The 13996-nt window shown below is 60.6% G+C and carries 16 protein-coding genes and 1 pseudogene; 10 read left to right on the top strand and 7 right to left on the bottom strand.

The features are described from left to right. Positions 1-234, top strand: a pseudogene (locus NW835_RS07005) (phosphopantetheine adenylyltransferase); the annotation flags it as partial. Here the strand turns inward: NW835_RS07005 and psbQ are convergent. Continuing rightward, positions 223-645 carry a photosystem II protein PsbQ gene (psbQ, locus tag NW835_RS07000; RefSeq protein ID WP_414365718.1) on the bottom strand — a complete coding sequence of 141 codons (423 nt, stop codon included), beginning with the start codon at positions 643-645 and terminating at the stop codon, positions 223-225. The pseudogene NW835_RS07005 and the gene psbQ overlap by 12 nt on opposite strands. 162 nt (positions 646-807) lie before the next feature. Here psbQ and NW835_RS06995 point away from each other — a divergent pair, with 162 nt between their 5' ends. The 6 genes from NW835_RS06995 (at position 808) to gmk (ending at position 6825) form a co-directional block, all read left to right on the top strand. Continuing rightward, positions 808-1986 carry a TRC40/GET3/ArsA family transport-energizing ATPase gene (locus NW835_RS06995; protein WP_414414894.1) on the top strand — a complete coding sequence of 393 codons (1179 nt, stop codon included), beginning with the start codon at positions 808-810 and terminating at the stop codon, positions 1984-1986. A gap of 109 nt (positions 1987-2095) precedes the next feature. After that, the gene (gene trmFO, locus NW835_RS06990) at positions 2096-3451 is read left to right on the top strand and encodes an FADH(2)-oxidizing methylenetetrahydrofolate--tRNA-(uracil(54)-C(5))-methyltransferase TrmFO (RefSeq protein ID WP_414414893.1); all 1356 of its coding nucleotides are present in this window, start codon (positions 2096-2098) and stop codon (positions 3449-3451) included. Positions 3452-3509: 58 nt separating this feature from the next. Then, positions 3510-4721, top strand: coding sequence for an acetate kinase (locus NW835_RS06985; RefSeq protein ID WP_414414892.1), 1212 nt, complete (start codon positions 3510-3512; stop codon positions 4719-4721). 233 nt (positions 4722-4954) lie between these two features. Beyond that, on the top strand, positions 4955-5419 hold the full coding sequence (locus NW835_RS06980) for a hypothetical protein (protein ID WP_414414891.1): 465 nt from the start codon (positions 4955-4957) through the stop codon (positions 5417-5419). Between the two features lie 388 nt (positions 5420-5807). Next, the gene (gene remA / locus NW835_RS06975; RefSeq protein ID WP_414365713.1) at positions 5808-6077 is read left to right on the top strand and encodes an extracellular matrix/biofilm regulator RemA; all 270 of its coding nucleotides are present in this window, start codon (positions 5808-5810) and stop codon (positions 6075-6077) included. Between the two features lie 94 nt (positions 6078-6171). After that, positions 6172-6825 carry a guanylate kinase gene (gmk, locus tag NW835_RS06970; RefSeq protein WP_414378209.1) on the top strand — a complete coding sequence of 218 codons (654 nt, stop codon included), beginning with the start codon at positions 6172-6174 and terminating at the stop codon, positions 6823-6825. Positions 6826-7202: 377 nt separating this feature from the next. Here the strand turns inward: gmk and NW835_RS06965 are convergent, their stop codons facing one another. The 4 genes from NW835_RS06965 to NW835_RS06950 form a co-directional block, all read right to left on the bottom strand. Continuing rightward, positions 7203-7547 carry an ArsR/SmtB family transcription factor gene (locus NW835_RS06965; RefSeq protein WP_414366079.1) on the bottom strand — a complete coding sequence of 115 codons (345 nt, stop codon included), beginning with the start codon at positions 7545-7547 and terminating at the stop codon, positions 7203-7205. Between the two features lie 131 nt (positions 7548-7678). Further along, positions 7679-7990, bottom strand: coding sequence for an antibiotic biosynthesis monooxygenase family protein (locus tag NW835_RS06960; RefSeq protein ID WP_414414890.1), 312 nt, complete (start codon positions 7988-7990; stop codon positions 7679-7681). A 3-nt stretch (positions 7991-7993) separates the two neighbouring features. Further along, the gene (locus NW835_RS06955) at positions 7994-8740 is read right to left on the bottom strand and encodes a phosphoadenylyl-sulfate reductase (protein ID WP_414414889.1); all 747 of its coding nucleotides are present in this window, start codon (positions 8738-8740) and stop codon (positions 7994-7996) included. A gap of 75 nt (positions 8741-8815) precedes the next feature. After that, the gene (locus tag NW835_RS06950) at positions 8816-9739 is read right to left on the bottom strand and encodes a metallophosphoesterase family protein (RefSeq protein WP_414414888.1); all 924 of its coding nucleotides are present in this window, start codon (positions 9737-9739) and stop codon (positions 8816-8818) included. Between the two features lie 236 nt (positions 9740-9975). On the opposite strand from NW835_RS06950, the gene NW835_RS06945 reads away from it, so the two are divergent. Together NW835_RS06945 and recJ are read left to right on the top strand one after the other, a co-directional pair. After that, entirely contained in the window at positions 9976-10143 is a 168-nt protein-coding gene (locus NW835_RS06945) for a hypothetical protein (RefSeq protein WP_414337946.1), read from the top strand. Positions 10144-10276: 133 nt separating this feature from the next. Then, entirely contained in the window at positions 10277-12517 is a 2241-nt protein-coding gene (gene recJ, locus NW835_RS06940; protein WP_414414887.1) for a single-stranded-DNA-specific exonuclease RecJ, read from the top strand. A gap of 23 nt (positions 12518-12540) precedes the next feature. Here the strand turns inward: recJ and NW835_RS06935 are convergent, their stop codons facing one another. Further along, the gene (locus tag NW835_RS06935; RefSeq protein WP_414414886.1) at positions 12541-12855 is read right to left on the bottom strand and encodes a hypothetical protein; all 315 of its coding nucleotides are present in this window, start codon (positions 12853-12855) and stop codon (positions 12541-12543) included. 582 nt (positions 12856-13437) lie between these two features. Here NW835_RS06935 and NW835_RS06930 point away from each other — a divergent pair. Then, positions 13438-13665: a hypothetical protein gene (locus NW835_RS06930; RefSeq protein ID WP_414414885.1), complete on the top strand. Its 228-nt coding sequence runs from the start codon at positions 13438-13440 to the stop codon at positions 13663-13665. On the opposite strand, the gene NW835_RS06925 is transcribed toward NW835_RS06930, so the two are convergent. Then, positions 13645-13996: tetratricopeptide repeat protein (locus NW835_RS06925; protein ID WP_414414884.1), on the bottom strand; the 352-nt coding region annotated here is incomplete at its 5' end. The genes NW835_RS06930 and NW835_RS06925 overlap by 21 nt on opposite strands.

The following is a 13996-nucleotide window of genomic DNA, read 5'->3' as shown; positions in this document are numbered from 1 at the left end:
ATCGTGCGCGGCTTGCGCGTCTTGTCCGACTTTGACGTGGAACTGCAGATGGCCCACACCAACAAGCTGCTGGCCCCCGAGCTGGAAACCCTCTTCCTCGCCACCGCCAGCGAACACAGCTTCGTCAGCAGCAGCCTGGTCAAGGAGGTGGCCAAGCTAGGCGGTCCCATCGATCACCTGGTGCCCCCACCGGTGGTTCAAGATCTGCGGGAGCGTTTTCCCTTAACTGGATGAAGGGATCCCTGCCTGCGAAAACAGGGCCTTCAGCTCTTGCAACGTCTTTCTCACCTTGGCCTGGGCCACCTCCACCTCCGGCTGGTCGTAGGCTTTGGCGGCAAAGTCCAGTTGCTCCAAGCCGCGGCCCATTTCTTTGGCCAGGCGCAGCATCTCTCGCTTTTGCTTGTCTGGCAGGGTGGATGCTAGGCCGTTCAAGGTCTTACGGGTCATGCCCATCGGCCCATGAATGTAGGAGCGGATCTCCAGCCAGTCCTCGGCGTCTACCAGGCTCTGCAGCCGCTCCACCTGTTGCTCCAGTTGTTGCAGCTCTCGGGGCAAGGCGGCAGCCGCCTGGACAGGAAGGGATCCCAGCCACAGCCCCAACGTCAGAATGGCAACCAGCAACACGCTTTGCCAACGACGCATCATTCTCTACCTCCCGCCTGCCTCCAACAGGCTCGATGTCTCAGTCATCACTTTCTCGGCAACCAATAGTGTACCTGTTGACTGCACCTTGGGCTCTTCGCCCTCCTGGGAGAGGACAGGAAATCGGTTAATCTAGTCTTGTAAAAGAATGTAAATGGTGCTCTGATGCAACGCATCATCCTCATGACCGGCAAGGGTGGGGTTGGCAAGACCTCCGTGGCAGCGGCAACCGGCTGGCGTTGTGCTGAGCTAGGCCTAAAGACCCTGGTTCTGAGCACTGATCCAGCCCACTCCTTAGCCGACAGTTTCGACCAGCCCTTGGGCCACGAGCCGGTGGAGGTCAAGCCCAACCTCTGGGGAGCAGAGCTGGACGCCCTGCAGGAGCTGGAGCTGAACTGGGGATCCGTCAAGACCTACATCACGCAGGTGCTGCAGGCCCGCGGGCTGGACGGCGTGCAGGCGCAGGAGCTGGCAGTGCTGCCGGGGATGGACGAGATCTTTGCCCTGGTGCGGGTTAACCGCCACTACGACGAGGGTAAGTTTGATGTGCTAATCATTGACTCCGCTCCCACCGGCACGGCCTTGCGCCTTTTGAGCCTGCCCGATGTTTCCGGGTGGTACATGCGCAAGTTTTACAAACCTCTGCAGGGGTTGGCGCGGGTCCTGCGTCCCATCGCCGAGCCCATTGTTAAAGGGCTAACAGGGATCCCCCTGCCGAATGACCAGGTGCTGGATGCCCCCTACGAGTTCTACCAAAAGATCGAGCGGCTGGAGCGCATCCTCACCGACAACCGCATCACTTCCGTGCGCCTGGTCACCAACCCAGAGAAGATGGTGATCAAGGAGTCGCTGCGGGCGCATGCCTACCTCAGCCTCTACGGCGTCGCTACCGACCTAGTGATCGCCAACCGTATTTTGCCGGAAGGGGTGGTGGATCCCTACTTTGCTGCCTGGAAAGCCGCTCAACAGAGATATCGCCGGGAGATCCACGAGAACTTTGCCCCCCTGCCTGTGGTGGAGATCCCGCTTTACCCAGAGGAGCTGGTGGGGTGGGAGGCCCTGGCCCGCCTGAAAAAAGACCTCTGGGGGGATCGCAACCCGGCCGAGGTTTTCTATGCCGAGCAGACGATACAGGTGGTTACCGACAACGGCCAGTACCGCCTGGATCTCTACTTGCCCGGGATCCCGAAGGAGCAGGTGGAGTTAAGCAAAACCGGCGACGAGCTCAACATCCGCATCGGCAACCACCGCCGCAACCTGGTGTTGCCCCAAACCCTGGCCGCCATGAAGCCGGCGCGGGCCAAAATGGAAGAGGACTACCTGCGCATTCATTTTGCTGCTTGAGCTGGGATCTCCAGGCCAGCGGCAAGAAGCCGAGTTCTCCCCTTGCTCCCAGTTGAACTCTGCTCAGGAGAGAGTCCTGGCTTGTTGAGAGTTTTCTCTGGAGGCTGCGATGCACCACTCCCCAAACCCAGCGCTAACCCTAGCTCCCATCCATGTGGTGGGCGGAGGGCTGGCAGGGACGGAGGCCGCCTGGCAAATTGCCCAGTTGGGGGTGCCCGTCATCCTCTCGGAGATGCGCCCTGTGCGGCAAAGCCCAGCCCACCACACCGATCAACTGGGCGAGCTGGTGTGCAGCAATTCCTTTGGGGCCCTAGCCAGCGATCGGGCGGCAGGGCTGCTCAAGGAGGAGCTGCGCCAACTGGGCTCCCTGGTCATCGCCACCGCTGATCGCCACGCCGTGCCAGCCGGGGGAGCCCTGGCCGTGGATCGGGCTCGCTTTAGCCAGGCCCTAACGGAGACCATTGCCAACCACCCCCTCATCACCCTGCGTCGGGAAGAGGTAACCGAGATCCCGGAAGGGATAGCCGTCCTCTGCACCGGCCCGCTAACCAGTGAGCCCCTAGCCAAGGCGCTGCAAGCCTTCACGGGCCTGGAATACCTAAGTTTTTTTGACGCTTCCAGCCCCATTGTTACTGGGGATTCCCTTAACCGGGCAGTGGTGTTTCAGGCCTCCCGCTACGACAAAGGGGAAGCGGCCTACCTCAACTGCCCCATGACGGAGGCGGAGTACGAGCGCTTCTGGCAGGCGCTGGTGGAGGCAGAACAGGTGCCCCTCAAGGATTTTGAAAAAGAGGAGCGCAAGTTTTTCGAAGGCTGCCTGCCCATTGAAGAAATGGCCCGCCGCGGCAAAGATACTCTCCGCTTTGGTCCCTTGAAGCCGGTGGGGCTGGTGGATCCGCGCACGGGAACCCGGCCCTATGCGGTGGTGCAGCTCCGCCAGGAGGACAAAGCAGGCAAGCTGTGGAACTTGGTGGGCTTTCAAACCAATTTGAAGTGGGGAGAACAGCAGCGGGTCTTTCGCCTCATTCCCGGCTTGGAAGCGGCGGAGTTTGTCCGCTTTGGCGTCATGCACCGCAATACCTTTTTGAACTCGCCGCGGCTTTTGCTGCCTACGTTGCAATTTCGCCGCCGGCCAACCCTGTTTGCTGCCGGCCAGTTGGTGGGCACCGAGGGCTACGCCTGCGCTGTGGCGGGAGGGTGGCTGGCCGGGCAGAACGCCGCCCGCCTGGCCCTGGGGCTGCCTTTGATCACGCTGCCCCCAGAGACAATGATGGGATCCCTATTTCAGTTCATCAGCAGCGCTGATCCCAAGTACTTCCAGCCCATGCCAGCCAATTTTGGCCTCCTGCCGGAGCTGGAGGGGCAGAAGGTTCGCAGTAAACAAGAGCGCTACGGTCGTTACCGGGATCGCGCCTTGGCTGCGCTGGCGGCAACGGGGCTAGTGCGCCAAGCGCAAACGGCCTGAGTTCCCTACCCTCCCCAAGCCAATGGCCAGCTAGCCTGAAACCTAAAGGAGGGATCCCGTGCCTATCCTGGTTCTCAACGCCGGCTCCAGCAGCCTCAAAGTCTCTCTCTTTGCAACTGTTGAAGGCAAGGTGGAGACCACCCCCCTCTGGCAGGCGCAGGTGGACTTTGCCTACCAACCTGGCAAGGCGCTCATCCAAACGCGGCGGCAGGATGGCCCCTGGGAGCCTTTTCCTACCCCTTCCCCCCCAGCCGGCATTGGCGATTTGGCTCCTCTCTTCCAAAGCCTCTGGCAAGGCGAGGGATCCCTGCTGGCAGGGGCAATGGAGATTAACGCCATCGGCCACCGGGTGGTGCATGGGGGATCCCTCTACCACCAGCCCACCGTGATCACGCCCGAGGTGGAAGAGGCGATTGAGCAATTGAGTCCCTTGGCCCCAGCCCACAACCCTGCTGCTCTTGAGGGCATTCGCCTCATGCACCGGCTGTTGCCCGGGATCCCGCAGGTGGCCGTTTTCGACACGGCCTTTCACCAGCAGATGCCCCCGGCAGCCGCCCTCTATCCCCTTCCCTACGCCTGGGCCGAGCAGGGGATCCGCCGCTATGGTTTTCACGGCATCAACCACGAGCACTGCGCCCGCCGCGCCGCCGAGATCTTGAACCGGCCTCTAGAGGAGTTGCGGCTCATCACCTGTCACTTGGGCAATGGCTGTTCTCTGGCAGCCATTCGCGGGGGCCGCAGTGTCGACACTACCATGGGCTATACCCCCCTAGAGGGCTTGATGATGGGATCCCGCTCTGGCTCGGTGGATCCGGGGATTTTGATCCATCAGTTGCGCCGGGGCATGGACGTGGAGGAGCTTGACCGCATCTTGAACCGGGAATCCGGCTTGAAGGGCGTGTCCGGCCTCAGCAGCGACATGCGAGTTATCCTGGAAGCCATGCAGGCAGGCCATGCCCGCGCCGAGCTGGCCTTTAACCTCTTTGTCCACCGCCTGCGCAGCCAGATTGGGGCCATGCTCATGAGCTTGGATCGGCTGGATGCGTTGGTCTTCTCGGGCGGCATTGGGGAAAACGCCGCGCCAGTACGGGCAGCAGCCTGTGCCAACCTGGGCTTTTTGGGGATTCAAATCGACCCAGTTCTCAATGCTGGATCCCCGCGCAACTGCGACATCAGCACCTCTGATGCGCCAGTGCGAGTGCTGGTTATCTCCGCGCAGGAAGACTGGGCCATTGCCACCGCCTGCCAAAAACTGTTGCAAGGGGAATAGGCGAAGGATCTCAGGCTGCTTCTAGCCAGGTTGTCTCCTTTTCAACGACTGGCTCAGTTGAGACACCCCCCCGACAATGGGGCCAAAGCCCTGGGGAGGGGACGACAGGGGAACCCCATTGCGCTACCCCTGCAGGTCGCCTCCGTCCCTACAATTTTCCCCCTCCCTGAGAGAGAGGAGCTGAGGGATGCCCTAAACTCGAAACCAAGCTCGTTTGAAGGTAACGGGAAACTATGCAGCCTGCACAACGCTTGCGCAGAGGGATCCCCCTGCTGTTGCTCCTAGGCGTCGGTTTGGCAGGATGTGGGGAGACGACCGGCAGCACCCCCCTGCCGACGCCGATACCACCTCCCTCCCTCACCATCACCGATCTCTCGCCACGCACCGTCTCCGTAGGGCAAACCCCCACCTTTGTGGTCTCCTTCCGCGTCGAGGCCCCTGCCGGGATCCGCGGATCCAACGCTTTCTTGGCTGCCGTCACCACCCCGCTGGGTAACTTTGTCACCCTGGGGGTTTTCGATGCTTCCCAATTGCCCGGCTGCTTTGTCGGAGCCACCGCCTGTACGGTAACAGGGCTTACCCTGACGCAGAACCGCTTTACCGTTACCCAGACGGGATCCCATCAACTCACCATCAGCGTTTTCGATCGCCAGGAGCGGCTGGGCAGCGGCAGCTTTACCTTTAACGGCCTGCTCTGAAGCTCAAAAGCAGAATAGGGCCTTCAGCAGTTGCCAAGCAAAACGCCGCAGAGAATCTGCCAACGCAAGGGGTCTCCTCGCCATCGCAGACGTTGACGAGGCTTTGCTACTCTGAGGACAAAGCCATTTCCAGTAGCCATAGAACGGCTTGCTGGCCAATACCTGGACTTTCTTGGGGGAAAAGGCTGAGGGCCGCAAAGCATGGAAAAGCCTCTCCAGTCCTGGCCAAGCTCCACCAACTGAGAGCCCACCCAACCTCGAGAGGACTTGCCGATCCGGCAGAAACCTTTACAGGTCAGGGCCTTGCCGGTCAATGCTGAGCGGCAGTTTGACTTGCTACCTTAATGAAGGCTGCTGGCCGGACAGGCGCTAGATTGGCTCACCACCCATGGATACTCGCCTAATCAACATCGGCTTTGGCAATATCGTCGCCGCCGGGCGTGTTATCGCCATTGTCAGTCCTGAGTCAGCTCCCATCAAACGCATCATTAGCGACGCCCGCGAAAGAGGCCAGTTGGTGGACGCGACCTACGGTCGCCGCACCCGCGCCGTAATCATCACCGATTCCGGGCACGTCATCCTCTCGGCCATTCAGCCCGAAACCGTTGCCAACCGCTTCCTCACCGCCAAGGTTGGGCTGACGGAGGAACCTGAGTAAAAGCCTCACAAGCAGCCTGCGAGGCCGAGAGTGAGATATCCTAAAACAAACCAAACAAGCCAACTGTCCAGCCGTCCTTTGTCGCTCTCCGCCTATGGCAGTTTCTCCCACTACGCTCTCCTCGCCAACTCCCCCTGAGTGCCTGCAGCAACAGGAAGCCCCTCAGCCTCCTGCCACTCGCGGTCGCCTGGTGGTTTTGACAGGACCAAGTGGGGTGGGCAAAGGCACCCTGGTCAGCCAACTGCGCCAGCGCCACCCCGAGCTGTACTTTTCCGTCTCGGTAACCACCCGCCCCCCCCGCCCTGGGGAACAGGAAGGCGTCAACTACTACTTCCGCACTCGCGAGGAGTTCCTCAACCTGATTGAAGCCGATGAGTTGTTGGAATGGGCCCAGTACGCAGGTAACTTTTACGGCACTCCCCGCGAGATCGTGTTCAAAAAACTCAGCCAGGGTCAGGATGTGCTGCTGGAAATTGAACTGGCCGGGGCCCGTCAGGTAAGACAACAGTGCCCCGATGCCATTCGCATCTTCCTGTCTCCTCCTTCGCTAGAAGAGCTCGAACGCCGCATTCGCGAACGCGGACAAGACTCTGAAGCCAGCATCCAACGCCGTCTGCAACAGGCTCGCAAAGAATTGGATGCCAAAGACGAATTCGACTACGTGATCGTCAACGACAATCTAGAGCAAGCTCTGCAGGAGTTGGAAGCCTTGCTTTATCCTCCCTCTCCAAGGAAGGGGCAATCCTAGGGGCTCTGCGACTCCACGCGCTTTTTTCCCGAGAGCTCGCGTCTTTTTTTAGCTAAAAATCGGAGGCACGAGGCTTGGCATCCACGCCAAGTGCTCGCATAGCACTGAATTGGCTCTAGAAACGCCACGGGTGCAAGTAGCCACACGGTAACTGTTGCCGAGAGCGTCGGCAGCCGGCTTCTCAGGTGCGGAAACTCCTGTTCAGGCTTCACCAAGACAGGGTAGGGGGGGTGAATCTGAAGAGGAAGTATCTGCTGAGCCAGTTTGAGATTCCTTCGCGTCAGCGGGCCGTAGGCTCTGGAGCGGGGGTTATGGCGTCCCCCCCCAGGGCCAGGGCCGCGGGGCAAGCAAACCGCGCCTCAATCGAGGATAAACATCTAGGGATCCTCCGCACAGGGGACGGCAGCCTCAGAGGGGGCAGCTTGTCCTAGGCTATCCAAAAAATGCTGCAAGAGCTGAAAGCGAGGTGGGTTAAGACTGTAGTAGATCCAGCGCCCCTGCTGGCGAGCGTTGACCAACTGCGCATCTCGCAAGGTCTTTAAGTGAAACGAGAGCTTGGATTGGCTTATCTGCAGCTTTTCGCAGAGATCGCAAACGCACAGCTCGCGCCCACGCAACAGTTGCAGTGCGCGCAGGCGAATTGGATCGGAGAGAGCGTGAAATCCCTCCCGTACCTGCTCACACAGCAAATCCCCCTCTACCTTGGCCAACCACGAAACCATCCTTCAACTAGGGTAGCAAGAGCTTTGCGCCCCCACCGGCAAACACTCCTCCCAGCCCAGTTGTTCCTGGGCTGGGAAGGCCGCCATTGCTCTGCAGCACCGGCGCAACCCTGGGTTCGCACTGCCTCTCATCAGGCCAACCCCGGCAGCAGTTGGTAGTGCAACACCTGCGGTGGCCGAGCAAAGTAGGGCTCGAGGAGGGCGCGCCAGCGGACAAAGTTTTCCGATTGGCGGAAGTTAACCAGATGGGCCTCCAGGGATCTCCACTGTACCAGCAACAGGTACTGCTGAGGGTACTCTAAACAGCGCTGCAGTTGGTGCTGCCGATAGCCATCGGTTTGTTGTAGGTAGACAAAGGCTTGCGCGATGGCAGCTTCGAAGGCAGCTTCAGAGCTGGGGGTGACTTCAAACTGAGCCACCTCCAGGACAGGCGAAGGGTTCATAGGCTAGGTATGCAGGCCGCACTCGGTTTTGGCTGTGCCCTTCCAGCGGCCGGAGCGGGGATCCTCCCCCGGCTCCACCGGCGCCGTACAGTGGATGCAGCCAATGCTGGGATAGTTGCGGTCGTGGAGGGGATTGTAAGGGATCCCGTGGTCGAGAATGTACTTCCAGACTTGGCCGTTTGTCCAGTCGGCGAGCGGGTTGAGCTTGAGGCGGTTGCGCTTGCCATCCCACTGCACCTTGCCGATATCGGCGCGGGTGGAAGACTGCTCGCGGCGCATCCCAGTAATCCAGGTGGTGCAGTTGGCCAGGGCGCGATTTAGGGGTTCCACCTTGCGGAGGTTGCAGCAGAGGTCAGGGTTGGTGCGGTACAGCTCCGGCTCGTACTGCGCTGCCTGCTCTTCCGGGGTGAGCAAGGGCTTGAAAACCTCCAGTTGCAAATCGGGGTAGCGCGCCAGCACCTGTTGCTGGAGTTGCAGGGTTTCCGGGAAGTGAAAATCGGTATCTAGGAAAAAGGCGCGAACCTGAGGGCGAATGGCCGTGAGCAGATCGATGAGAACCAGATCTTCCGGCCCAAAGCTGCAGGCCAGCACCAGCCCGTCCCCAAACTCCGCCACGGCCCAGGCCAGCAGGTCACTTGCAGAAAGAGGCTCAAATCGCTCGCTCAGAGAAGCTACTTGCGGCTGATACTGCTCTCGTAACGCCTGAGCCGCCAGCTCCCAGTGGCCAGAGGAAGAAAGGGTTGCAGTCATAGGGGAAAGATACCAAATCCAAGGCTCTTTGCCTTTTTAATCTACACTAATTCGGTCAAGGTTTAGGATTTTTGGCTATTGGGCAACGGCGGGCAGGGATCGGGCTCCCTTGGCGCGCAGGGGGATTTGTCCCCAGCGATCCCGACGAACCCCCATGACCAGGCCATGCCAGAGAGGTCTGGGACCTGGCTCCGGCAGGTGAACCCAGTGGTAGCGCAGGATGCCTCGGCGCGGGTTGACGTCCAACTCAAACACCCGCAGAGCGGAGACCGGCCCCACCAGAGGAGGCGCTGTCAGGTAGGGGATCCCGTCCTGCACATAGACCCTCGGCACGTGCAGATGTCCACTCAACACCGCCACCACCCGCCCGTGGTCGGCTAAGAGGGTATGCAGCGCTGCAGCTTGCTCGCTGCGGAGCCGGTACTTGCGGAACAAAACCGCATCCATGTGGGTGGGGGAGATAAAGGGAGGCTGATGGATGAGCAGGATCAGCCATTCCTCGGGCACCGCCTGTAGATGTTCGCCTAACCAGTGCAGTTGCGAGGGGCGCAGCACGCCCTGGGGCAGAGGGAACTGGCCCAGGCTGGCATCGAGGGCAATCAAGCGGATCCCGGGCAGGGGGGAAAGGCTGTAATCGACGTAGCCCGTGGGGGCAAGGGGCAACGGAAATTGACGTTGGCACCAGCGGATAAATTGCTCCCGGTTGAAGCGCCCCTCCCTCCCCAAGGTATCGATATCGTGGTTGCCGAGGCTGAGGTAGTAGGGCACCCGCAGTTGGGCGAGAATCTCCTGGAACAACTCAAAGCTCTCCGGATCGGCTTGATCCACCAAGTCGCCAGTGAACACCACAAAGTGTAGATCGGGCACTTGGTTGAGATGGGCAACAGCAGCTTCCAACTGGTGGCGAGGGGAATCGGACATCCACCAGCAGCGGCACCCCGTCTCCGGCATCAGGTGAACATCTGAGACTTGGGCAAAGCAAATCCTTTGGGTCGCCATCACCTAGGCACTTATTCACACCTCACGCCCGCATCATAGTCAATAACCAGCCAGAGGGCTATGGACTTCTCTTAACCTCTGCCGGGGTACCGAAGGGGAGTTGCGGTTGCTGCGATTTGGAATCACGACCAATGAGTCTGATTCTTGTTCCGGCGCCGCTGCCAAGCAACTGCTAGGGTGTAGCGACACGGATCTTCGCCAAGAGGATCCCTTAGTTCAAGCAAGGAGAAAAAATCATGTCTGCTACCACCCTTGTTCGTTGCGCCTGTGAACACTGCAACTGCAGCTTCGAAAGCAGCCAAGGCTATCGCTACGAAGGCCAACTCTACTGCAGCGAAGCCTGTGCCACCCATGACCACGCCCACCCTTCGCCTTGCTGCGTGGCCTCTCACTGCTGTCAATAGCAGGTTGGCAGGGATCGCTCACCCCGGCTTTTGCTTTCCGGGATCCCGTGTTGCTTCTCTCCCTGGGCAGTTTTTGATACGCTCCTAAGGAGCTTTATCCCTGTCGGCCCGGGGGCCGGCCCAACCCGTTGGCATGGAATACCGCTGGGATCTGCTGTCCACTCCACCCCAGTTTGATCCGGAGCTGAGCCGAGAATACGGCAAGTATGCAGCCAAGGTGTTGGCCTTGCGTGGGCTGCACAGCCGGGAACAAGCGCGGGCCTTCGTCGATCCCAATCGGTATTCTCCCACGCCAGCGGAATCCCTGCCGGATCTGGAGCGGGCGGTGGCGCGGCTGCTGGAAGCCAGGGAAAAAGGAGAAACCCTCTGCATTTGGGGAGATTTCGACTGCGATGGCGTTACCGCCACCAGCCTCTTGCTCTCGGCGTTACAGACCTTGGGCTTCCGAGTCCAGTTCACCCTACCGCTGCGCAGCAGCGAAGGGCATGGCTTGAACTCCCAGCGGCTACAGCAGGTGCTGGCTCAGGGCTGCCAAGTGCTCCTGACGGTGGATTGCGGCATGGGCAATGCCGCCGAAATTGCTGCCGCCCAAGCCCAGGGGGTGGATGTCATCGTGGCGGATCACCACACCCTCCCGGATCCCTTGCCCCCTGCCTATGCTGTCATCAATCCCTTGCGTCTGCCAGAAGACCACCCGCTGCGCTTTCTGCCGGGGGTGGGGGTGGCCTACAAGCTGACCGAGGCCCTCTACCAAGCACTGGGGATCCCGGGCGTAGAAGAGCACCTGGATCTGGTGGCGGTGGGGATCGTGGCCGATGTGGCGGTGTTGCAGCGGGAGTGCCGCTACCTGGTGCAGCGGGGCCTGGTGAGGCTGGCCAAGACGCAGCGTCCGGGGCTGCGGGTTCTTTTGAATTGGGTGAGCAACGGCCAATCCTCAGGAATGCCGACAGCCCAAGACATCGCCTTTCGCCTTGCTCCCAAGCTGAACGCCATTGGCCGTTTGGACGATGCCAGCCTGGCGGTGGAGCTGTTGACCACCTCCGATCCGCAGCGGGCCCAGACGCTGGTGGAGCATTTCGTTGCCCTCAATGAGGAGTGTCGGCAGCTCACCCAACAGGTGCTGCAAGAGGTCAGCCAGCAGGTGGAGAGCTTGGATCTGGCGCGGGAGCGGGCCATCGTCCTGGCCGGAAGCGGCTGGAATGCAGGGGTTTTGGGAATTGCCGCGGCGCGCTTGGCGGAGCAATACGCTTGCCCCACGGTGTTGATCGCCAAAGATGAGAGGAGGGGACGGGGCTATGGCTCGGGCCGCTCGATTCCGGGGGTGAACCTAGTGGAGGCCATCGAGGCCGTGCGTCCCCTCTTGCTGGGGGGAGGCGGACACCCCATGGCTGCCGGGATCCAAGTAGAGCTGTCTTGCCTGGCCGCCGTACAACTGGCTTTGCGGCGGGAGCTAGCCGCGCGGGTTAGCCCGGATCAGCAAGCTCGCGCCCTGGCGGTGGAGATCGTCATCGATTGGGAACTGTTGGCCTCTCAGGGCCGGGATAGGGTGGCAGAGCTGGACGAGGTGTATCGGCAGTTGCAGCTCCTGCAGCCCTTTGGCCACGGCAATCCCAACCCCGTCGTAGCCCTGATGAACGTTCGCCGTGGTAGCGTCCGGCTGGGAGTTTCTCAGAAGGGTCGCCACCTGAAGTTTGAGCTGGGATCCCGTACCCTCTGGTTTTGGGAAGCCGGCGAAGAGTTGGAGCGGTGGCAAGAATGCCGGGCCTTGGACATCGCCCTGCAGTTGGAAGCCGACGCCCAAGGCAAGCAGCCCTGGCAGGGCAAAGTACTGGCGGTGCGCCCCTCTGGTAACTGGCAGGCGCCCACCGTTTCCGTCCCCAGTCTTCAGATCCGGGATTACCGGCAACGCCCCTTGCCGGATTCCCTCAAAGGAGTCCTCTGCTACGATGGGCAGGCCCTTCCTCTCGATCAAGACTTCCTCCTGCCGACAAAAACAGCCCTGCTGCTGGCCCGCTGGCCCTGGCTGCCAGCAGACTTGGCCCAACTGCTGCAACAGGTGCAGCCGCAAACGCTGATCCTGGCTGCTTCTGGCCACCGCTGGGAGCGCCTCCCCCACCAAATCGCCCAACTCCAGGAATTGGGGCGGACAGGCCGATGGGATCCCCATGTCCTGGCGGCGGTAACCGGCTTGCCCTGGCAGTGGCTGGCGGAATTGGAGGGGCCGGAGCAGATCCCGACACGGCTGCTGGGCCGTATTCAAGAATCCCAAGCTTTTCACCGCTGGCTGGACGAGGTCAGCGCCGCCCAGATTGCCCAACTCTGCCAACGGCTGCTGCAACCGGATCCCCTGCCAGCGGTTTTTCCTCCGAAGTAGAAGACGACAACTGGGCACAACCACTAGCCAACTTTGGGATTGTGCACCAGGCTTAGCCCTGCCGGCTGGATTTGTGCATCTTCGGCTCTGTCGGGCAGCAGGCGCAAGGGGGAACCAAAGCGGCCAACGGCTATGGTGTTGTGCAAGCCCGGCACCTGGCGGATGGATCCCTGACGTAGGCAGCGGTGCAAGCGCCGCAGCAAAAATAGATCGGCCTCGGAGCACTCATCTCGGAACAGCCTCACGTTGAGCTCGTGTTCCTGAGCAGCGGTGAGCAGACCGGTCATCATGGCAGTTTGAATGATTTGCTGCACAATCGTGCTTTTGATCTCGCTCATGGTGTGGATGCTCTTGGATTTAGACTTTTCGCTGGTTTTATTCTCGACAAGACCCTTTGAAATGAGCTCCGCCGAATGGCGGATTGGATATACGCACTTTGCCGGCTTTTTCGCTGCCCAAGATCCAGGGTCCTTCACTGATTTATAAGCTTCGACTTTGCTCAGATCCCATGCGGATAGAAACCTACATTGGCGATGCGTCAGACTTTCACATCTAACTCGAAGCCAGAGCAGCAATTGGATACGTAGGGATCCAATCTTCGCTGCAGTGCGGGATTAGACTCAACAATGGGTTGTTTGAACTTGCCAAAGAGTGGCCGATTCCACGATTTTCCGAGCCGTTGTTTGAAGCTACAAACAGATGTCTGTAGCAATACGGAACTGGGAAGCGTCGCTTGTTACCGACAAATGGCGTAGGCTGGATTGGCCTTTTATCTGGGCTTTGTGGGACAGGAAGGCACCCAGGATGAGCGGCAACTTTGTGTTGTGTTAGGGTGGGGGCACTCTGTGGTGGCGGTTGGCTATGTCGGAAAGTCCCCAACAAGTTGGCTGTGCTGCCCCGCTGGGCTGCTGCAGCTGGGGTTGTCTGGATCTGCTGGCGGTGTTGGGCTTGGGGCTGGTGGGGGCAGGGATGGGATCCGCGCTTCGGGAGCCTATCGCACCTACCAATTCGCGGTGGAGCAGCTCGCACAGAATGCGGTGGTGGAGCGGCTGGGGGATCCCCTGCGTCCGGGCTGGCCCTCGCGGCTGCGCTTTCAGGGCGCTATAGGGATTGGCAAAAGACAAGGGCTAAGCAGAGGGATCCGGTAGGGGCTTACAGTCTACCAGTTGCGGCTCCTCTTGAGGAGTGAGGGTTTTCAGGTCTAGCAGTGCTGTTCCTGCCGGCGCCTCAACAGCGGGGCTCTCGGCGAGGTTGCCCAGCAATAGTTTCTGCAAAGCAGCCTGGGCCGGTTGAAACTGGGGATCCAGCTCTAGGCAGCGCTGCAAACTGGCCTGGGCCGCTTCTCGCTGGCCGGCCTGTAGTTGGATCAACCCCAAGGTATGCCAGAAGGCGGGCCGCTGCGGCTCCAGTTGCGTAGCCCGTTGGGCGTCGGCCAGGGCCAGCTCCAACTTCCCCAGCTTCAGGGCCTCCCAGGCGCGG

This window comes from Synechococcus sp. OH2 (assembly GCF_047462155.1).
In the GTDB taxonomy this organism is placed as follows: Bacteria; Cyanobacteriota; Cyanobacteriia; order Thermostichales; family Thermostichaceae; genus Thermostichus.
This window is presented reverse-complemented; position numbering and strand designations above follow the sequence as displayed.

Bases quoted from the DNA above. Each gene is read 5' to 3' on its own strand.
- NW835_RS06950 (WP_414414888.1), bottom strand. From the start codon at position 9,739: ATGGCGACCCAAAGGATTTGCTTTGCCCAAGTCTCAGATGTTCACCTG.
- NW835_RS06960 (WP_414414890.1), bottom strand. From the start codon at position 7,990: ATGAACCCTTCGCCTGTCCTGGAGGTGGCTCAGTTTGAAGTCACCCCC.
- NW835_RS06945 (WP_414337946.1), top strand. From the start codon at position 9,976: ATGTCTGCTACCACCCTTGTTCGTTGCGCCTGTGAACACTGCAACTGC.
- recJ (WP_414414887.1), top strand. From the start codon at position 10,277: ATGGAATACCGCTGGGATCTGCTGTCCACTCCACCCCAGTTTGATCCG.
- gmk (WP_414378209.1), top strand. From the start codon at position 6,172: ATGGCAGTTTCTCCCACTACGCTCTCCTCGCCAACTCCCCCTGAGTGC.
- remA (WP_414365713.1), top strand. From the start codon at position 5,808: ATGGATACTCGCCTAATCAACATCGGCTTTGGCAATATCGTCGCCGCC.
- NW835_RS06955 (WP_414414889.1), bottom strand. From the start codon at position 8,740: ATGACTGCAACCCTTTCTTCCTCTGGCCACTGGGAGCTGGCGGCTCAG.
- NW835_RS06980 (WP_414414891.1), top strand. From the start codon at position 4,955: ATGCAGCCTGCACAACGCTTGCGCAGAGGGATCCCCCTGCTGTTGCTC.
- psbQ (WP_414365718.1), bottom strand. From the start codon at position 645: ATGATGCGTCGTTGGCAAAGCGTGTTGCTGGTTGCCATTCTGACGTTG.
- NW835_RS06965 (WP_414366079.1), bottom strand. From the start codon at position 7,547: ATGGTTTCGTGGTTGGCCAAGGTAGAGGGGGATTTGCTGTGTGAGCAG.
- NW835_RS06935 (WP_414414886.1), bottom strand. From the start codon at position 12,855: ATGAGCGAGATCAAAAGCACGATTGTGCAGCAAATCATTCAAACTGCC.
- NW835_RS06995 (WP_414414894.1), top strand. From the start codon at position 808: ATGCAACGCATCATCCTCATGACCGGCAAGGGTGGGGTTGGCAAGACC.
- trmFO (WP_414414893.1), top strand. From the start codon at position 2,096: ATGCACCACTCCCCAAACCCAGCGCTAACCCTAGCTCCCATCCATGTG.